Annotated in this window: 19 protein-coding genes; 11 read left to right on the top strand and 8 right to left on the bottom strand. The window is 50.2% G+C overall.

Annotation, left to right across the window (positions count from 1 at the left end):
- Positions 1-47: 47 nt before the first annotated feature.
- A complete protein-coding gene (locus ABEB26_RS02350; protein WP_345720338.1) occupies positions 48-1,958 on the top strand; it encodes a protein kinase domain-containing protein in 1,911 nt (636 codons plus the stop codon).
- A gap of 117 nt (positions 1,959-2,075) precedes the next feature.
- Here ABEB26_RS02350 and ABEB26_RS02345 read toward each other — a convergent pair whose 3' ends face one another.
- Positions 2,076-2,447, bottom strand: coding sequence for a hypothetical protein (locus tag ABEB26_RS02345; RefSeq protein WP_345720337.1), 372 nt, complete (start codon positions 2,445-2,447; stop codon positions 2,076-2,078).
- Positions 2,448-2,653: 206 nt separating this feature from the next.
- The gene (gene recF / locus ABEB26_RS02340; protein ID WP_345720336.1) at positions 2,654-3,811 is read right to left on the bottom strand and encodes a DNA replication/repair protein RecF; all 1,158 of its coding nucleotides are present in this window, start codon (positions 3,809-3,811) and stop codon (positions 2,654-2,656) included.
- A 102-nt stretch (positions 3,812-3,913) separates the two neighbouring features.
- Here recF and ABEB26_RS02335 point away from each other — a divergent pair, with 102 nt between their 5' ends.
- Positions 3,914-4,681: a serine hydrolase gene (locus tag ABEB26_RS02335; RefSeq protein ID WP_345720335.1), complete on the top strand. Its 768-nt coding sequence runs from the start codon at positions 3,914-3,916 to the stop codon at positions 4,679-4,681.
- Between the two features lie 38 nt (positions 4,682-4,719).
- Here the strand turns inward: ABEB26_RS02335 and ABEB26_RS02330 are convergent, their stop codons facing one another.
- The gene (locus tag ABEB26_RS02330; protein ID WP_345720334.1) at positions 4,720-5,088 is read right to left on the bottom strand and encodes a hypothetical protein; all 369 of its coding nucleotides are present in this window, start codon (positions 5,086-5,088) and stop codon (positions 4,720-4,722) included.
- 219 nt (positions 5,089-5,307) lie between these two features.
- Between ABEB26_RS02330 and ABEB26_RS02325 the strand changes: the two genes are divergently transcribed.
- Positions 5,308-6,192 carry a laccase domain-containing protein gene (locus ABEB26_RS02325; RefSeq protein WP_345720333.1) on the top strand — a complete coding sequence of 295 codons (885 nt, stop codon included), beginning with the start codon at positions 5,308-5,310 and terminating at the stop codon, positions 6,190-6,192.
- Here ABEB26_RS02325 and ABEB26_RS02320 read toward each other — a convergent pair.
- Entirely contained in the window at positions 6,184-7,128 is a 945-nt protein-coding gene (locus ABEB26_RS02320; RefSeq protein ID WP_345720332.1) for an MBOAT family protein, read from the bottom strand. The two genes, ABEB26_RS02325 and ABEB26_RS02320, sit on opposite strands and share 9 nt — an antisense overlap.
- Positions 7,125-7,640 (bottom strand): DinB family protein, encoded by a 516-nt coding sequence (locus tag ABEB26_RS02315; RefSeq protein ID WP_345720331.1) that lies wholly within the window; start codon positions 7,638-7,640, stop codon positions 7,125-7,127. The genes ABEB26_RS02320 and ABEB26_RS02315 overlap by 4 nt, the downstream gene beginning before the upstream one ends.
- A gap of 159 nt (positions 7,641-7,799) precedes the next feature.
- Here ABEB26_RS02315 and ABEB26_RS02310 point away from each other — a divergent pair, with 159 nt between their 5' ends.
- From ABEB26_RS02310 to ABEB26_RS02285, 6 genes are all read left to right on the top strand, one after another.
- Positions 7,800-8,000 carry a hypothetical protein gene (locus ABEB26_RS02310; RefSeq protein WP_345720330.1) on the top strand — a complete coding sequence of 67 codons (201 nt, stop codon included), beginning with the start codon at positions 7,800-7,802 and terminating at the stop codon, positions 7,998-8,000.
- A 200-nt stretch (positions 8,001-8,200) separates the two neighbouring features.
- On the top strand, positions 8,201-9,985 hold the full coding sequence (locus ABEB26_RS02305; protein ID WP_345720329.1) for an AMP-dependent synthetase/ligase: 1,785 nt from the start codon (positions 8,201-8,203) through the stop codon (positions 9,983-9,985).
- An 8-nt stretch (positions 9,986-9,993) separates the two neighbouring features.
- A complete protein-coding gene (locus tag ABEB26_RS02300) occupies positions 9,994-10,653 on the top strand; it encodes an MOSC domain-containing protein (protein ID WP_345720328.1) in 660 nt (219 codons plus the stop codon).
- Between the two features lie 293 nt (positions 10,654-10,946).
- On the top strand, positions 10,947-12,068 hold the full coding sequence (locus ABEB26_RS02295) for a hypothetical protein (RefSeq protein ID WP_345720327.1): 1,122 nt from the start codon (positions 10,947-10,949) through the stop codon (positions 12,066-12,068).
- A gap of 61 nt (positions 12,069-12,129) precedes the next feature.
- Positions 12,130-13,272: a cytochrome P450 gene (locus tag ABEB26_RS02290; protein WP_345720657.1), complete on the top strand. Its 1,143-nt coding sequence runs from the start codon at positions 12,130-12,132 to the stop codon at positions 13,270-13,272.
- 298 nt (positions 13,273-13,570) lie between these two features.
- On the top strand, positions 13,571-14,182 hold the full coding sequence (locus ABEB26_RS02285; RefSeq protein WP_345720326.1) for a hypothetical protein: 612 nt from the start codon (positions 13,571-13,573) through the stop codon (positions 14,180-14,182).
- A gap of 35 nt (positions 14,183-14,217) precedes the next feature.
- Here the strand turns inward: ABEB26_RS02285 and ABEB26_RS02280 are convergent, their stop codons facing one another.
- Together ABEB26_RS02280 and ABEB26_RS02275 are read right to left on the bottom strand one after the other, a co-directional pair.
- A complete protein-coding gene (locus ABEB26_RS02280; protein ID WP_345720325.1) occupies positions 14,218-14,781 on the bottom strand; it encodes a cob(I)yrinic acid a,c-diamide adenosyltransferase in 564 nt (187 codons plus the stop codon).
- Positions 14,782-14,790: 9 nt separating this feature from the next.
- Positions 14,791-15,792, bottom strand: a complete 1,002-nt coding sequence (locus tag ABEB26_RS02275) for a hypothetical protein (RefSeq protein ID WP_345720324.1) — start codon at positions 15,790-15,792, stop codon at positions 14,791-14,793.
- Positions 15,793-16,102: 310 nt separating this feature from the next.
- On the opposite strand from ABEB26_RS02275, the gene ABEB26_RS02270 reads away from it, so the two are divergent.
- Positions 16,103-17,230 (top strand): hypothetical protein, encoded by a 1,128-nt coding sequence (locus ABEB26_RS02270; protein WP_345720322.1) that lies wholly within the window; start codon positions 16,103-16,105, stop codon positions 17,228-17,230.
- A gap of 124 nt (positions 17,231-17,354) precedes the next feature.
- Here the strand turns inward: ABEB26_RS02270 and ABEB26_RS02265 are convergent, their stop codons facing one another.
- Positions 17,355-18,899 carry an FG-GAP-like repeat-containing protein gene (locus tag ABEB26_RS02265; RefSeq protein WP_345720321.1) on the bottom strand — a complete coding sequence of 515 codons (1,545 nt, stop codon included), beginning with the start codon at positions 18,897-18,899 and terminating at the stop codon, positions 17,355-17,357.
- A gap of 215 nt (positions 18,900-19,114) precedes the next feature.
- On the opposite strand from ABEB26_RS02265, the gene ABEB26_RS02260 reads away from it, so the two are divergent.
- A complete protein-coding gene (locus ABEB26_RS02260; RefSeq protein WP_345720320.1) occupies positions 19,115-19,360 on the top strand; it encodes a hypothetical protein in 246 nt (81 codons plus the stop codon).
- Positions 19,361-19,699: the final 339 nt, after the last annotated feature.

Here is a 19,699-nt window from a genome sequence, read left to right as displayed (position 1 = left end):
AATGTGCTATACTGCCGATGAAATGTGCAACTAGAGGAGCGACCGCAATGAGTGCCCCTGCATCTCGGGCTAAAACAACTGCGACACCGCGCCGCGACGATGATCATGAACTGCGCAATTATCGCTTGGAAGAGCGGATAGGCCAGGAAGAGTTAACGACCATCTATCGCGCTCGCCACCTAACCCTTGATCGCCCGGTTGAGGTGCATGTGTTACGCCGTTCAGATTGGGTTTCGGTCAGCCGATTTGGGCAGGCCGCCCGTTTGGCTGCTCGGCTCAAACATCCAACAATTGTGCCAGTGATTGATGCTGGTCACGATGATCGGTTTGGCTATTATTTGGTTACACCGCCGCTCGGTGGGCGCTTGTTGCAAGAGGTGCTTGAAGATGGGGCGCTTTCAATTGGCGACGCTGTGCGTATTTTCAGCGATATCGCCAAAGCCCTCGATACGATTCACGCTGAAAAAATTGTGCACCGCGATATTCAGCCAGGCACAATTGTCGTTACCGAGACGATCCATGATCAAACAGTTACCCGTCATGGTTTTTTGACCAACTTCAGCTTGGCTTGGAGCAGCGATGGCCCTGATCTTTCACAGCTTGAAGAGGCTGATTATTTGACGGCTTACGCTCCACCAGAGCAAGATTTTAAGCAAAATGCCACCGAACCAAGCCTTGATATTTATGCCTTGGGTGCAGTGCTCTACCATATGTTAACTGGTGAAGTACCCCCAGCGCCTGGCCAAACCCCCAAATCCTTAGGCGATTTCAATCCAGCCTTAGCTTCTGCTGATCGGGTGTTGCGGCGTTTGCTCTCGCCTCAAGCCTCGGTGCGTTATAGTTCAGCGAATCAAGCTGCGGCAGCCTTACGTCAAGCCTTGCGCGAAGCCTTGCCCACCGAAACCAGTACGACCCTTGCACCAATCACCGCCAGCAGTGTTGAAAGCGAATGGCTCGAAAATCCGGTCGAAACGGTGTTGGTTGGGATTCTTGATGGCGATTTTGTGCAGCGAGGCCGTGAGTGGGGTCGCCAATTGCACGAGCCAACTAATTTGCGCACTGTGCTCAATCGCTGGAGCGGCCAAAATATGCTGCGGCGACGCGATTTAGGCAACGCACTTGTGCCCGAACGGGTGGTCAGCTACAACTTTTATACCTACGAACTACGGGCCTATTATGAAACCCGCACCACGCCAGAACCACGCGAAAAGCCCTATCAAGGCAGCCGTATCAGCACCAGTCAAAACCCACCTGGCGTTTGGCAAGTGATTTTGCCTGATCCCCAGCCATTTGATGAAATTCGCCCAACCGAGATGATTATTCCCAACTCCGAGCGGGTTGAGATGTGTATTTATTGTGGTGGCAAGGGCGATTTGCACTGTACCAAATGCCATGGGCGAGGCTTGCTTGAAACCAAACGGGTACAAACCAACCCCGATGGCAGCAAAGAACGCCGCACGGTCACGGTCGATTGCCCTGAATGTGAAGGCGAAGGCCAAGCCGATTGTGGGCGTTGCCAAGGTTCAGGCCAAGTTTTAACCGAAGATGTATTTTATTGGTCGCGTTGGGGCAAGCTTTGGGAAAACACCGACGATGAGGCTGGCTTGCCGTTAGCCGATATTCGTGAAAAATCGCAGCAAGTCTATACCGCCCAAATTGATGTGCGCGATACCAAATGGCATGCGATTGCACCATTGCATGAATTATTGCAGGCTGCCGAAAATGTCGATGCAGATCAGCAAACCCGCTTATTGCATGCCGAATTAACGATTCATGGTACACCCGTGACTGAGGTCGATTATACCGAGCGCAATCAAGCCCATACCTTATATATGATTGGCTTTGAGCCAACGATTGTTCGCGGCAATTTTACCTTGTTTGATCGCGAACGGATTGTGTTGTATAGCGTGATTGGGGTTTTAGTGTTGATTGCAGTGATTGGATTTTTGATCTTCTAAATTGCATGTGCCGTCCTCAATTTCTTCCTCCTAAATCGAGGACGGCGTAACCCTCGCTCAATCCTTCAATCCCACAAGCGCTATTGCTTGTTTGTTTCGCTGCATCGTGATCATCCTTTAGCGCTGATAGAGCCGCATAAACCCAACTCGGCTTTGGGGTTGCAATTGCAAGGGTGTATCTAAATTATGCACAGCTACCCCATCGAGCATGAGCCAACAATCGCCAGCCCGAAACGCGGCTTCAGCTTGGCTGCGCACATGTTCAGCAGCAATCATGGTGTTTGGCGTGGGTTTGGCAATCAAATAATTAAGGGCAATACTCGGAAGATTGGCTTGCTGGCTTTGGCTCAGTTCGTGGTGTACATGCTCTTGCAGCAATTGCCGCGCCGAAATTTGGCCTGCTGGCAGGGGAATTAGGCTTGGCGCGGTGCGAAGTTCATTGCCAAGGCCAAGTAGGTGGGTGGTCACTGCGACACAGTTCGTACTCATAACACATCCTTCAACACAATTTGCGTGACGAACTAGAGCATAGCGTAGACTTGTGTCAACTAGTGTCACAATATTTGAAAGGATGAAGGATGAATATCACAAATAAGCCTGCTTTTTTGATCTTTATTTGCAACTACGAAGCCCACGAGGCTGAATAACAAGGATTATGCCCCTCATCCCTCATCCTTCATCCTTCATAATTGCCTTTAGGCAGGGAAGATCTGGCCATGATCAACATGCATTCGGGTGATTTGGCTCAGAAAATTGGGCGAAAAATCATCAAGATCGGTAGCGGTGATTAGGGTTTGTTGCTGTGGCCGCACAATTGTGGTCAATAGATGTTCACGGCGTTTTTGATCAAGCTCTGAAAGCAAATCGTCAAGCAGCAATACTGGCCGATCACCAGTGCGGCTATGCATCAATTCGGCTTCGGCCAGCCGCAAAGCTAAGGTCGAGGCCCGTTGCTGACCACGCGAGCCAAAACTGCCAACTTCACGCTCGGCCAATTGAATCGACAGATCATCGCGATGTGGGCCGATTAACGTCACTCCACGCTCGCGCTCTTCGCGGTGGAGCTGCTTCAAAGCTGCTTGAAAACTTGGCACATCGTGAGCAGGCGTGGTATCCAAATAGCTCAAACGCAAAGCTAAATCACTGCCGCTGATCTCGGCATACAAACCTTGAGCAAGCTGATCAAGTGTGGTGACTGCGCGGCGGCGTTCGCGCAGCACATAGACTCCAGCTTTGGCTAGCTCCTCATCCCAAAATGCTAGATCTTGTTCGCTGGCGGCGCGGCCACGCTCACGACTGGTGCGCAATAGGCCATTACGCTGGGTCAGCACTTGGTTGTAGCGCGAAAGGGCACGAACATAACGGCCATCGATCTGCGAAAGCGTCACATCGAGGTAGCGCCGCCGCTCAGCAGGCGCACCCGTGACTAACTCCAAATCTTGAGGCGCGAACATCACCACCCGCAACTGACCAATCAGATCGAGCGCTCGACGAGCAATTTTGTTGATCCGAATGGTTTTGCTGGTAGTTGGGGCTAAATCGCCATCAGCGCCAAATTTGCGTTGCAGCACAATTTCAATCGTTTGCATGTCGGCCTCTGGTTGCGGTTGTAGGCTTGCGGCCAAACGAGCAAACGGCGGCAAGCCAAGATCGCCTGCTGCTTCAAGCGCAATTAATTCGCGTTCAACCGAGGCGCGTAACGAGCGAGTTGTAGCCAAATAGTATAATGCTTCCAGAATTGTTGTTTTGCCCGCTGCATTGGCCCCATAGAACAAACACACGCCTGGAGGCAAGGCTAAATTGAGGCTGCGATAAATTCGAAAGTCTTGGAGTTGCAGGCGAGAAACATACATACACGGTCACCCAAACGCTAAAATGCAAACAATAGAGCTATTTTAAACCCAAACCTGATTAATAAAAAGTCAAATTGGGCCTTTTCGGGCAAGGAATGCGCCATGCAATCGATCGATCGCTTAATTATGGGGTTTGCTGGGCAATGGTCGGTTGATTTTCGCAGTTGCACTGGCCCAATTTATTATCAATATCAACCGACCTTGCAACTACCGTCGGCCAGTTTGATCAAATTATTCTTGGCCTGGCAATGGTATACAACCAATCAGCCTGCATTCGACGTATTGATCAGCAAGCAACTGATTGTCGATCCTGATGGCTCGTTGGCCCAGGCAATTGGCACAACATTTAGTAGTAATCAACTGATTCATTTAATGCTCAAGCAATCGGAAAATAACGCCACCAATTTGTTATTAGCTCAATTGGGCGGAATTCCGGCAGCAAACAACTGGTTACAGCAAGCAGGTTATCAAGCAACGCGCTGGGGGCGGATTATGCTCGATTTTCAGGCGCGTCAGCAGGGCTTTGAAAACTATACTAGTGCCGAAGAACTAACAAGGCTGTTACACACCATGACTGATGTCATAGCCAAGGGGGGATCAATGGCTAGTACCCTCGTAAAGAGTCTCGTTAACTCAGCGAGTGACGATAAAATAGCTGCAAGCCTACCACCAGCGGTAGTATGCGCCCACAAATCGGGGGAGCTAGCCGACCTTGAACACGATGCAGCATTAATCTACAACGCTGGCATGTGGGATAGTTTGGTGATCATGGCAGCGGCAGTACCCGACCCAACTACGGCACGTCAACAGATTCGCCAGCTAACCAGCGAACTCTGGCCTAATAAAAAACCTGTTCCACCACAGGGGTGAAACAGGAAACATGGGTGGGGGAGTAAATGGCTATTGGCCTATTGCGGGCCGTAGATATCAAGGGCAATATTATTACGATTGCTCGGATCAATTTTGACTGGCAAGACTGCGCCGGGCTGAAATTGTGGAATCGATATCATGGGAATAACCGCCTTAGTTTCGGTCTGATATTGACCCAACGGGCCATCAATTTGCAAAACTAAGCCAACTTGCGGATTATTATTAACCATCATGCCAGTTTGATAAACATTGATAATTGTGGCTTGGCCTGGTAAACCTTGTTGCAACAACTTTTTATTCGGGCCAAAGGCGCGACGGAGGACTACAATCAGCACAAAACTAAAGACCAACCCGCCAATCGTCCAAATCATGATCGAGTTCATGGTGTCACTAACTATGTTCTGCATAACCACCTCCATAGCGAAAAAGTACTAAGAAGACCAGTACCGTGGTGTACGTGCTAAAGGTTGAAATGTCGCAGCTAGCTAGATGGCTATTGTATGCTTAACGATCAGGAAAGTCGAGAGTTAATTTTGGCTCATCGTCCGACGAGACTGATCTCTTTACATTGATTTTAGCGATACGGTATACTAATCAGAATCGTATACCTGCGCAGGGACTATTCCATGCTGAATGTGCCATCTGTTGCATCATCACTTGATCCTGAGGTTGCCTCACCGATTGTTCGTGTTTCCGGCTTAGTCGGGCTGCCGTTTTTACAGCATGGTTTTTCGACCCGAACCTGTGGGAATCTTGCAACCCGTTATGGCCCGCCTGCCGAAGTTGGGGCAGCGCGGCGTACTTTTGCGCGGGTCGCCGGAATTGATGCAGGCCGCGTGGCGCATTTTGCTCTGACCCATAGTTCCCGCGTGGGCTTGGTCAGCGATCCCGATAGCATGCCAATCGATAGCACGCCGCATCGGATTTCGGTGCGAGGCTTGTTGGCCGATGCCTCACCGCGTGATCTGAGTTTTATCAATGCTCAAGGCATTCCCAATCAACAAGGGGTTGATAGCCTGATTACTACGACGCGCAATTTGGCGCTGTTTATGGTGGTCGGTGATGCTGCTCCAGTGATTATTACCACGCGCCAAGGCAAGGCGGTGGCCTTGGTCAATGTTGGCTTGGTTGGCACGGTCAACAATGTTTTAGAGAATACGATTGAGGCATTGTGCCATTTGGTTGCCTGCCAACCTAGCGATTTGATCGTTGGCATCGGCCCAACGGTTGGCCCATGTTGCTATGCACTGGCGCAATCGCTGACATGGGCACAGGTCGTTTCTCCGGCCTTTTTCCAACGCCACGGCCCCAATGCTCCAGGCATTATCATCCGCGATGAGCAATATTTCTTCGATTTACCCCGCATGATCAGCTTTTTGCTCGAACAAACCGGTGTGCAAACCAGCAATATCCATTCAATCGACCTTTGCACTGCTTGCCCTGATACGGCCTTTTTTGGCCATTATGCTGGGGTTGCTGGACGTTTCGGGGCGTTAGTAGCGCTACGTTAGATGTTCGGCAAACAGGGCCAAAATTAGTTCAGGTCGAAACAATAACGGCGCAGGAATGATGATCCAACTCAACGTCCAGCTTGCTTGGCGACGATCCGAATGGCGTAACCAAGCCCGCACGCTGCGCAGCCGCTCCAAACTGGTCGCCCCAATTTGCACCACAAAATAGCCGAGTGGCCAGCCCCAACCACCTGCCGCCGGATAGCTCAACAGCAATTCGTGCAACAAGCCTGAAGCGATAAAGACCACCGCCGCCGCCCAGCGCCAACCAATGATTGGCTTGAGTGGTTGCCAAAACACCAAACTTAACACCGTATGCACGGCTAAATTCCAGCGCTTGCCCCACCACTCGCTGACCGAACGGGCATAGATTGGTTGCAAAAATAAGTGCTGAACTTGCCAGCCAAAGGCCTGCCAGAGCGTCAAATACAGTCGCGTAACCCCAAAAAACAGGCCAATTACTAAGCCAACTAAGGCCAGCCAACAGCGCCAAAGTAGCCATACTGCGCTGCTTGGAGCAGGCAACCACCAAGCCAGCAAGCCAATTGCCAGCCCTACACTTAGCCATAATATGCCAATTAGTAGATTTTTGCGCCAAGCAAGATCAGGCTGGCGCGGCAATTCCCATGGCTCAAGCTCCATCCCTAACCACAAAATAAATCCCAAGCTGCGCCAGAAACCTAGTTGTTTGGTTTGGGCATGGGGGCTATAGAGCAAACGCCAGCCTTTAAATGCTAGGTAGCATGGAATCCACACGGCGAAAATTCGACCCCAAATCTGCCACGGTTGGCTTAACCAAAGCCCATTGCCAATCGCAAACAGGGCTAAAAACCAAGCTGCCCAGCGTCGTTGCTGAGCATCTCGGAGTAGCTGTGGCAGGCTCAATAGCGCCAGCCCAGTGCTACATAAAACACTAATTAGCCAAAGCACCCTCATCGAGCGTCGTTGCCTTGAATTGGCTCAAGCCGCAAGATCGCCTGACGTAGTTGGGCCATATAGTCCATTTCTTCGAGATCGAGGTTGGCTCGTTCGACCGCCAATTGGCTTAAGCTAACCAAGCCACGCTCAGGATCGTTGATTTTGCGCTCCCATTGGGCGCTGGTTAGGCTGCGCAATAAGCCCAAGCTGGTTTCGCGGCTATCCATAAAGCTACCCAATTCCTCAGCTGGATTGAGCACAAAGGCTTTGGGATAGCGGTTGAAAATCGTGTTGATGCTAGGATTGTCAGTCTTCAAGGCTTTTTCGAAGACTTCAATTAATTCTGCTTCACCACGGCGGAGACTGGCAATTACATGGGCTAATGAGCGCTCAAAGCCTTGTGGTCGCTCTTGCTGAACATCAGGTTGCAAGCCAGAAACCCGCACCCGCACATTATCGAGCGTGCTGGCCATCACCGATAAAGCCCATAATTCGTTATGAATTGGATCGTAAACATCTGAATGTGCCATGATCAAATATCCCCTTAATTGGCAATCGACATGCAGTGCTAAGTATAGCAAAGACTAGCCATCTAATAACGGAATTGCTTGGTCAAACCACTTGCCGCGCAACCCAAAAAACTGTATCATACCCCTAGATTCCACCACAGTGCATAAACGGGAGCCTTCATGCAGGTTTTTGTCCACCTCGATGAGTTATTAACACCAGCATTGCTTCAACAACATCAACGACATATTGTTGATTTTTTGGAGATGGAAGGCATTACGCCTGAAGCCGAGGTTGGGCGAACCAAAGTCAATGAACGCGCCGCCAAAGAATTACTGGCTGAATTAGCCCATGATCTGGATCAAGCACCAGAAAACGAATAGTTAAGCGAATCCCTCACCCCTAGCCCCCTCTCCCGCAGAGTGAGGCGAGGGGGAACCGCTAGGCTAAAAGCCCCTCTCCCACCGCAGTGGGAGAGGGGTTGGGGTGAGGGATCAATCTACACTTTACTCTCCAACTAGCTAGCTAACCACAGCCGTTGTCGTTCGCCGTTGAATTGTTGCAAAGGTCTTGGAGGTAGCCAATGTCATTTCGTAATCTGGGTGAGTTGTTTCGCGAGCGTTCACAAGCCTTTGCCCATCTCAATCGCTGGCGAACTCGCCGTAATGGCGAATGGATTACCTGCACCAACGCCGAACATCAACGCCATGTCTATCAGTTGATGGCTGGTTTTCAACAGTTGGGGCTGCAAAAAGGCGATCGCGTGGGCATTATGTCCAATACCAGTGTCGATTGGGTCGAATCGGATTGGGCGTTGGTCTGTTCAGGGGCTGTGCCAGTTTCAATTTATCCCTCGTTGATGGCCGATACGGTGGCCTTTATCGCTCAAGATGCCGACCTCAAATTCTTGCTGATCGAAAATCGCGAGCAATACGATAAATTGCAAAAAGTCCGTTCACAGCTTGAGCATATCGAACGAGTGATTATTTTTGATGGCCGCGATTTGCCCAGCGACGACCCATGGATTTTGTCACTGACCAGTTTGCGACGCATGGCCACCAGCGATTCTACCGCCCAAGAGGTCTTTGCTACCAACTGCGCCCAACAAATCGAGCCAGAAGATTTGGCGACAATTGTGTATACCTCGGGTACAACTGGCAATCCTAAAGGCGCAATGTTGGCGCATCGGGCCTTGCTCGGCGAACTAACCGCGATTCGCACGACCATGGCCATGCAAGCTGGCGATGATGATGTCTTGTTTTTGCCCGCCGCCCATATTTTTGGCCGCTTGCAGCATATGTGTGGGGTCGATAATGGCCTCAACACCGCAATCATCGAATCGATCAAGCAAGTGCTCGAAGATGTCCAAGCGATCAAGCCAACCTTTTTCTTCAGCGTCCCACGCATGTACGAAAAGATTTTCAGCACCGCACAGGCTCGCGCCGAAGCTAGCCCAATTCGCAAACGGATTTTTGCCTGGGCACTCGGCATTGCTCGCCAAATGAGCCGCTACAAAGGCCAAAAAGCAGCGGTTCCGGCAGCATTCAAGCTGAAATATGCCTTGGCTGATCGCTTGGTGTTTACCAAAGTTCGCAACTTGTTGGGTGGCAATATTCGCTATGCAATTACTGGCGGCGCTCCGCTCGACATCGAAATTTTGGAATTTTTCAACGGCGCGGGCGTGCTGTTGCTCGAAGGGTGGGGCTTGACCGAAACTTCTGCTGCGGTAACTGCCAATCGCCCCGATGATTATCGGCTGGGCACGGTTGGCAAGGTGTTTCCTGGCAACGAAATCAAAATCGCCGACGATGGCGAAGTGCTCGTGCGTGGCAATCTGATTCTAACTGGCTACTACAACAACCCTGAAAAGACCAACGAAGCCTTGATTGATGGTTGGTTTCACACTGGCGACATCGGCAAAATCGATGCTGATGGCTTTTTGAGCATCGTTGATCGCAAAAAAGATTTGCTGATTACCGCATCGGGCAAAAATATTGCGCCGCAAGCCGTCGAAGCTGCCTTCAAAAATAGCCCGTACATTTCGCAATGTGCTGTCTTTGGCGATCGCCGCCCCTATTTGGTGGCGTTGTTCACATTGGATATGGAAGCCGTCACAGCTTGGGCCAATCGTGAGCATGTGCCAGTTGATGCGAATTTACATAAGCATCCTAAATTGGTTGCTGCGATTGAACACGAAGTGCAAACAATCAACCCAAGCTTGCCTTCGTTTGAGCAAATCAAGGCCTATGAAATTTTGCCCGAAGATTTTACAATTGAAAATGATTTGCTCACGCCAACGCTCAAAATTCGTCGCCGCCAAATCTACGAGCGCTTCGCCAAGAGTTTTGAGCAATTGTACAAACGTTAGAGGCTTTTGTGATTACGATTGAAACTTTAGCGATCGGCCAACCCCAAACCTACCACGATGCCAAAGGCGCTTGGTCGTCGGCGATTGGCCGCCAAGCGATCACCACGCCAGTGCGCTTGGAGCAATTGGGCCATGTTGGGGATGCTGTGGCCGACACCAAAAACCATGGCGGCCCAGATAAAGCGGTTTGTTGCCAGCCCGCTAGCCATTACCCACTCTGGCAAGCAGAATATGGCTTAGCCGATGATCACCCGATGTTGCAAGCCAGTGGCATTGGCGAAAATTGGACGCTCAACAATGTAACCGAGCAAGATGTGTGTATTGGTGATAGTTTCAAGGTTGGTAGCGCAATTGTGCAAATTTGTGCGCCACGCTACCCCTGCACCAAACAAGATCGCAAGCTTGGCCTCGACGGTTTGCAACAACGCACAGTTGCTACCTTGCGCAGTGGCTTTTATCTACGGGTTTTGCAAGCAGGCGAGGTGCAAGTTGGCGCTGTACTGGAGTTGATCGAGCGTCCGCATCCCACGATTACGGTGCATAAAGTCAATCAACATCTACATCACGAACGCGATGAAGTCTTTGGCCGTCAACTTTTGGGCGTAAACGAACTTGCTGCTAGTTGGAAACGGATTATTCAAATGATCATTCCAAGTTTGGCGCAGTAAGCATGCCCAGCCACCAATCCTGCTTCCTCTGCGGCGTTTAGTGGTGCAACTACGGTGGGCGCTGGCTGATATGCTTGGCATACGACCTTGGTTGGGATACGGATCTGAAGTAGCTCTATCCAGACACCAACCTGAGGTCGTTGGGTGAACCCTGTTTGGGCATCCCTGGCCTCACGCTTGAAAGGCCTGGGTTGAGGGAAGGCCAAAATAGCAAAACTATTAAAATCCATAGGCAAAGTGGGCTTGCTCGTGATAGCATATAGCCAAGTGGTTTTGTTGCTACGAGTAACCCTATGCTGCAATCGCAAGCCCAACGTTGGTCTGAACGCAAAGTTAGCCTCGTGCAAACCTATCTCCCGCTGATTACGCCAAGCCTCTCGCCACACCAACTCTTGGTGATTTTTGATGGCGAGGCTGGATCTGTGCGCTATGGCAGTGGGCGTTGGGCTACGGCTGGCGCAGCCATCCATTATCAACGACTTGCCAACCAAACTAAAGCAGCAATTCAAATCATCTTACGTACCACCAGCCCCGAACAACAGGCGGCATGGCAACAAGCCAGCGAGCAACAGTTCAAATTTTGGCCCCATGATCAGCTTAATTTCACCCAATTAACCAGCGAATTAGCCGCCAACCCAAGCCTAATTATCCTAGATGGTGCGTTTGGTTTAATTCCAATCAGCAATGGTTTGGATCAATTGGCACGCCGTTTGGCTCGCACTGATCTGATCTTACGCTTTGATCGCGCAGGTTTGACCAATTTGCTAGCGCAGCGTGAACAACAACCAACCCAAACCGAGCGTCAACTTGATCAGCTGTTTGCTAGCCGCAATTGGCGAACAATTGTGAACGAATCACCTAGCGAAACCATGCTAACAGCCTTGCAAACCTTCTATCTTCAGCAACTAACTGAGCTGGGCGGCTCGCGTTGGCGCTGGGCAGCAGCCTGTACAATCCATACCACATGGGGCCAAAAAGCCTACGATTTGCTGATCGCGACCAGCGATCGCTCGTTGGTTTTGCCGTTCAATCAGTGTTTGTATCAATTTGAAGGGGCATTGTTGGAAAACCCGGAAGCCCAGGCCTTGTTGCAAAATGCGGGCAATCCCCAGCAAATTGGCTTATTCGATCCTGCCTTGCCGAGCAAAAACCAACTGCGTCGCCAGCAGCATGCCCAGATTGTGGCCGCAATAACCGCTATCGCCAGCCAGCAACCACGTTTGTGGAGCTATGGCGATTTGCTCGATACGCTGTTGCGTCAAAGTTGGTTGGGCCAACTGACCGAGGCCCAATTTCAAAAAGCTTGTAACGAATTGCTGGGCAAGAAGTTGATAACGCGCTTGGGCACGAGCAGCGAGTGGCAATCAACCACGTTGTTGCGACTTGGCTCAACCCCAGCCGAGCCAGCTTCATAATCTAGCAGTAGAATAATGTGGATTGTGTTTTTCAGTCGGAAGGAGAACCAGCGTGAGTTTTATGCAATCCCTGTTGAACCCTTATCCGTGGTTTAAAACCATGCGTGAGCAACATCCGATCTATTTTGATCAAACGATTGGCTCGTGGGTGGTCTTTCGCTATGCTGATGTCAAGCAGGTTATGACCGATTACGAACACTTCTCCTCGGCTCCGCCCGATCGTGGCGATGGCATGAATATGTTTGCCAATAGCATGTTGATGACCGATCCGCCGCGCCATCGCCAGTTGCGCTCGTTGGTCAATTTGGCTTTTACTCCACGTATGATTGAGCAATTGCACGATCGCATCGATGGTTTGGTCAATCGTTTGCTCGATGATATGCTGGCCCAAACTGAGCCAGATTTCATTCGCGATTTTGCCACGCCCCTGCCCATGACCGTGATCGCCGAAATGTTGGGCGTACCCACCGAAGATCAAGATAAATTCAAATATTGGACTGAACGAATCATCACCTCGTCGAATAATCCCAATATCAGCGAAATTGTGCCGATTTACCAAGAGTTTGGAGCTTACCTATTTGGCATGATCGAGCAACGCCGCAACGCACCGCAAGCCGATTTGATTAGCGATTTGCTCAAAGCCCAAATCGACGGCGAATCACTTACGGATATGGATTTGATAGGCTTTTGTGCGTTGTTGTTGGTCGCGGGCAACGAAACCACCACCAATTTGTTGGGCAATGCGGTACGGGTATTTAGCGAACAACCAGCGATTTATGCCGAATTACGCGCCAACCCCAGCCTGATTCCGAATGTGTTGGATGAAACCTTGCGCTACTATTCGCCAGTTAAAGCCATGCCCCGTCACGCTCATACTGAGCAACAAATTGGCGATGTGACCATTCCAGCAGGCCAGCGGGTGATGGCGGTGATTGGCTCGGCCAACCGTGACGAAAGCCAATTCCCCGATGCTGATACATTTGATATTCATCGCAAAGGCAACCAGCATATTGCTTTTGGCCATGGCATTCACTACTGTTTGGGAGCGCCATTGGCACGGCTCGAAGGCAAATTGGCCTTAGAAGCCATGCTCAAACGCATCGAAACGATTACGATCAAACCTGACGCACAACTTGAGCCAATTCCTACCCCCATTACCTTTGGTGTGAAAAACCTGCCAGTGCTGATCACCACCAGCGAATAAAGGTTAAATAGTCGCATAATCGCCTAATAAATTAAAAATATTAATCAACAAGTTTAAATCATAGCCCAAATGATTTAAACTTGTTGAGATCAATACCAAAATCCTGCTATTTTTTTTGGCGTGCTCATCCTATAATTAGCTATATCCTAAAGCTCTAGATCATTTGATAACCGATTTGGGGTTCGTTCTTTTGCAAGGATGAGGCTATGGCTGTGTGTAGTCGAAACATTCTCGTTTTGCGTGCTCAGTTAACGGACTACTGGTGGCTCGCTGACCTGCAAATGATCGCAGGTGACCTATGATTATCAACTTAGAACTAGCCTTGTTGGTCAGTGGCGGCATTGTGCTTGAAGTTCCGCTGCCGCCACCACAGGCCGCTTGGAATTTCGATGCGCTGTTGGATTATCATGGGGATGGTCGGTTTTTATGTTGGTGGTGGCATACCCAATACAATCATCTGATTGCGCTAGCCAATGATGGTTGGCTGCGAGCAGAGGCTGGCTTATGGCACATGAATTTTGTGCAAGATTTACGTGATGCCTGTTTGTTGAACCCTCAATTGGCCTTTGGCAATGTGTTTGGCGAGCAACCAACTCATGCCTTATTGTATGATCGCGAGCAACATTGTTTGTTGGCGGTAGCCCTAAGCGCTGTTTTAGAGCTGCTTGATCATTCAATCCATGAATTAGAACCACAACTGATTAAACAAACTGATCTCAAACGCATGCTGCTGGCTCTAACAGCCACGCCAGATCTGCTTAGCTATGCCGTGAACCAGCTCCACATTTATGAGGCAAAAACTGGTGCTGGCGCATTTAATTTGCTATGCGAGCCGTGTAACGATTGGCGCATGTGTCAATTTAGCGCTTGGCTCAACGCTGCGATTCGCAACCAGATTGAGTCGAATTAAGCCGATCATGGTGTTGATCATGATCGGCTGGCAAATTAGGCGCGACTATCCCAAATGACATCGGGAATATTGCGCACAAAATTTTCATAGCGGGCCATTACAAACAAGGCATCGGAAAGCCGATTGAGATATTTGATCACAAAGCTGCCGATGGTTTCTTCGCGACTAAGTGCGACCACATCGCGCTCAGCGCGGCGGCAAACTGTGCGAGCAACGTGCAAATGGGCCGAGGTTTGCGAGCCACCAGGCAGAATAAAATTCTCCAGTGGGCCAACCGTATCCATTAATTCGTCCATGAGCTGCTCAAGTGCGTCGATATGCCGCGCCTCAATTTGAGGAATTGGCCATTTTTGTTTATCTTCTTCGAGCATACACAGGTCGGAGCCAAGGTGAAATAGCTCGTTTTGGATGGCTTGGAGCGGTGCTTGTAAGCGTTCGCTTACACCAACCGCCAAGGCTACGCCCAAGTTGGAATTAAGCTCATCGACTGTGCCAAATGCAGTAACCCGCAGCGATTCTTTGGGCACACGCTGGCCACCGCCAAGCGCGGTTGTCCCATTATCGCCAGTTCGCGTATAGACTTTGGTTATTCGGGGCATGCTCGTTCCTCACCATGTTTCAGGATTCAACATTGAAATATGCAATTCATGCTGGCCAAGAATTGGCTGGCTGATCAACGGGCTGCTGGCCCGTGGGTTATGAAAGATTGTAAGTGCGGGTTGGCCTGTGCGCAAACTAGCCAGTTCAATCCGAATCACGGCACTCAAGCGATGATGTGCACCCATGCGCAGCATATCGCCCAAGGGCGCAAGCCAAGCTGCAAGTGGCGGCGCGGGCTGCGCATGATCAACCACGATGATCACCGCTGGCTCACCTGCAGGCAATTGGGTATAGCCGCCGCGAATTGCCCGCCATAAACGGTCGCACCAAGCCCGATGCGCCCGCCGCGCCAAGCCTGGGTATTCCTCTTGATACAGCTCAATCTCTAAATGTTCGGCTTCGAGCAAGGGTTGGCAGGCAATAGGCCGCAGATAAATGCCCGAGCTATGGGTATAGGCGGCGGGGTGCGTCCAGCCACTCAGCATTTGCTCGGCGGCAACATGCAGATAGCGCCGCACCTCACGATGGCTAATGCCGCTATTGGGATGATGGGTGATTTCCAGCGTCAAACGGGCAGCCAGAGGAATCGTGCTCGCTAAATCGCGCAGACGAGCCAAGGTGGTTTGGGCTAAAACCACTGCCTCAGCTGGAAGCAACGACTTTACTTCGATGAACGAGCGCAGATCGCCACGCTCGATCAATAATTCACCAACGTGGCGGCCATCGCCAGGTGGATTGAACTGCAAACTATAGTTAGCGCGATCCAAAGCTTGGGCAATCAGCAATTCGTCGAGAATCGAAAGCACCACCGCATCGTCGCCAGCGCGTAAACGGCCAAAAACTTCAGGCGTGAGCCAACCACGGCTGCCTGCTTCACGCAGCGCCGCATCGAGAATTAGGCGATGTTGCTGATTTTCGGGAGTGGTATCGGTCAGTAAAGCATAAACAATGCTGCCAAACCGCAAGCGCCGTAAATCAGGATAAAGCTCACTCAACGTCTGAATCATCATAGCTGCCATCATATCATGGCCTAACAATTCGCAAGTTTAGCTTTGGTTAAGTGCGAAGGGTCAGGAATCAGATTTTAGGGATCAGAAGTTTTTGATCCACGAAGGGCCCGAATGTTAAGTTTTAGCCACAGATGAGCACAGATTTGTTTGATTATCTTCTGATGCTAATTGCCTGATCCCTAGCCCCTGACCGCTGGCCCCTACTCCTGATCCTCAACCCCTAACAACCGATCCCCATTTCTTACGTTCTTTGCTCTATATTCTTCAAGGTATACAATATTCCAAGGCGCTTGCAAGCATCGAGGATACTATGACAATTGTTGAGGGATTAATCAATCTTGGGGTGTTTTTGATCGGGCTGGTAATTGTGGCATTCACGTTGTTTAGCGCAATTCGCATGGTCGTACTGCCACGCGGCGATAATGTTTGGCTGACGCGAACCACCTTTCGGCTGGTCTATGGCTGTTTTTTGGTGCGTTTGCGTCGGATCAACAACTACGAACAAGCTGATCGGGTGCTGGCATTTTATGCTCCAGTGGCCTTGCTGATTATTCCAGTGGTTTGGATGGTGTTAGCGATTGCGGGTTTTACTTGCATGTTTTGGGCAGTTGGCGAGCATCCTTGGAGTAAAGCGTTTTTGCTGAGTGGCTCGTCGATGTTGACACTGGGATTTGCAGCAGTTGATTCAACGGTTGAAACAATTTTGGCCTTTTTGGCGGCAACGGTTGGCTTAGGCATTGTAGCTTTATTAATTGCTTATCTGCCAACGATGTACGGGGCGTTTTCCAAGCGCGAAGAAGCCGTGACCTTGCTGGAAGTGCGGGCGGGCACGCCGCCATCGGCAATTACCATGATCCAGCGCTATCAGCGAATTCATAATTTGGAGCGCATGCCTGAGCAGTGGGCAATTTGGGAGCAATGGTTTGCCGAATTAGAGGAGAGCCATACAACCTTTGCGGCCTTGGCATTTTTTCGTTCGCCCCAACCCTATCGCTCGTGGATCACCGCTTCGGCGGCAGTATTGGATGCCGCAGCGTTGGCAGTTTCGACCCTTGATATCCCGCGCCAACCAGATGCCGATTTGTGCATTCGGGCGGGCTATTTGGCGCTACGCCGCATCGCCGATTTGTATATGATTCCCTATAATGCCACGCCGCATGCCGATGATTCAATTAGCATTACACGAGCTGATTTTGATCAAGCTTGTGCTGAATTGATTGATAGTGGCGTGCCGCTAAAGCCAGATCGCGACCAAGCTTGGCGCGATTTTGCTGGCTGGCGGGTCAATTACGATCAAGTGTTGATTGAATTGGCCAAATTAGTAACCGCCCCGCCAGCCCCTTGGACAGGCGAACGTCCACTGCCATTGTGTTTCAATATGCCTCGCTTTGGCCACAAACGCCGCCAACTAGCTAAAGAACCAACTGGCTCGATTTAGTTCCCTCACCCCCTAGCCCGCTCTCCCGCACGCGAGGCGAGGGGACGCATTACGGGTAGAACCACGTATTCAAAGCCCCTCTCCCGCGCCACGGGAGAGGGGTTGGGGTGAGGGCATGCATTGATTAGCGCGTATATTTACCATTGCGATAATTATTTTGTCGCGCCGTCGGCCATGGCATACGATCCAAACGATAGCGGGCTGGCGTATCCCAAACATATAAAATGCCGCCCTTGCTATGGGCCAAGATCTCAGTATCGCCATCGCGATCAAGATCGGCCAAGGTTGGGCCAGCTGAAATACCTTTAAAATTGGTGCTATTTGGTTCGTAGGTGAATTTTAGTGGATAGGGAGCTTGGTTTACACCACTGGTGTTGAGTGCATACAAGCGCACATAAGTATTGGCGGTCGTATCAAAACTATAGGTTCCAAAGACAATATCAACTTTGCCATCGCCAGTTACATCGCCAATTGCCACCTCGCTGGCATACAATTTTTTGCCACTGGTGTAGTTGTACGACCATAACTGTGTGCCATCGTGTTTGTAGGCGCGAATCGTACCATCGTCGTAGGTCACAACAATTTCCAATTTGCCATCATTGTCGAAATCGGCCAAGGCCACCGGGTTGTTGGGCGTGAAATAATTGGCTTTGAGCGGTTTGCCAACCGTTTTGCCAACCGACCAGCCAGCTTTGCGTTTACCATCGGCTCCAACCACCAACAAGGCGCTGGTAGTTTGTTGGTGGCTACTCAACGGATCACGTACTTTGCCCGCAAACACAATCTCCTGTTTGCCATCGTTATCTAAATCGCCGATCGCTGGTGCAACCCGCGTATATTCAATATATTTATCTTTGCCCCAAGTGCGTTTGCTTTCATCAAGATAGGTTTGCAAGGGCCAGCCACTGAGCAATTGGCCTTTGCCATTGTAGGCATAAAAATATAATTCATCGCGGCCCATCAAAATTTCGGCATAGCCATCGTTATCAATATCGGCGGCGCTGACTTGACCAAATGCACCAGAGCCTTTGTGCGATGAAGTTGGAAAACCGCTCACAGTTGCACCATTGTGCGACCATGCATAGACATTCGGCGCATAATTAGTATCGCTGCCTGCCTCGTTGGTGGTAATCCCAATCACTTCCATGCGCGAATCGCCGATAATATTGGCGATCGTCACGCTCATAAATTCTGGCTCGTTGCCGTTGGTGATATTGGCCCAAGCCATTTCACGGGGCCAACCGCTACGCACCCGACCCTGATTATCAAACACAAAGACCTTGCCACGTTTGCCAGAGGTTGCAGCGCTGCCACGGGTTCCGGCCACAACTTCAAGTTTGCCATCATTATCAATATCGCCAATCGCTAATGAGCTATTGATGCGTGGATCATCATCGCAGACTGTGCCTGTTTTCCAAGGAAAGCCCGCCAATTCCTTGCCATCTTGATCCCAGCCCCAAATACAGCCAGTGCTATCGGCGGTTAATACTTCTAATTTGCCATCATTATTAAGATCAACCACGCTGGGCGAGGCAAAAAAACTGCCATATGGTTCAGAATCAGGAAAACCTGCTTGGTAGGGCACTGTCGATTGAGCCTGCACAGGCTGAATCAATAAACCAATTAACAACACACAAAACAACATCCCTAATCGTCGATACAACAACACTCCTTACCTCCTAATGCTGAGATGATGCAGGAACAATGGGAAACAACACTGTCTCTTCTAAATTGAGTTGCTGGATGTACTATGGAGTGTAGCATAAAACAAAGCCAAACTTGTGAATTTTGATTAACATAAGATTGGAATTTTTAATAATTAATGGCCAAAATCGCGGCATTGCTTCTGCTATAACGACGATTGAGCACAATCAAGGAGGCTTTATGCACTGCCCAAAATGCACAAACGATATGACGACCTCGGCTTTAGTTACGCCTGATGGAGTAGAAATTATGGTGCTGGGAACCATGGCGACCGGCCATCGACCGCTTTCAGCCCAAGTTTGTAGCGCTTGTGGCTTTACTGAGCTTTATGCCGCCCAATGGACGGAAGAAATTCAACATGCCCGTGAAACCGCAGTCTTGGAAGCCGAGCCAATTGCTGTAGCCAGCGCCGAACCAGCGCTTTAGATCGCCAGCGCCTGCTGGGGTTAGCAGAGCCGCCAAGAACTAGGCAGTTTTAGGATTAAATGGCTAGCCCGAAAGATTAATTGAGATTTGACATTCGCTGCTAACCTACGTATAATTGCAGGCGCGTAAAAACCATTAAATTTCGTTGATCGTAGCCTTACGTCTCTGTGAGTCGTGGTTGTGCTGATAGCCAGCGAAGGAGAACACAGCGTTTCGTGTTTCCCCAAAATCACCGTCAAACAAAGATGCATTTCGCGCAAAGCACGATCACGTGATGCGCTTTTTTAACGCCATTTTTTTAGCTGAACAGTCAGCGGGCGACCTCGCTGTTTGGCGTTG

It is taken from the genome of Herpetosiphon gulosus, from assembly GCF_039545135.1.
GTDB lineage: Bacteria > Chloroflexota > Chloroflexia > Chloroflexales > Herpetosiphonaceae > Herpetosiphon > Herpetosiphon gulosus.
Note: the sequence above shows the minus strand (reverse complement) of the source record. Positions and strands in the feature narration are given on the sequence as shown.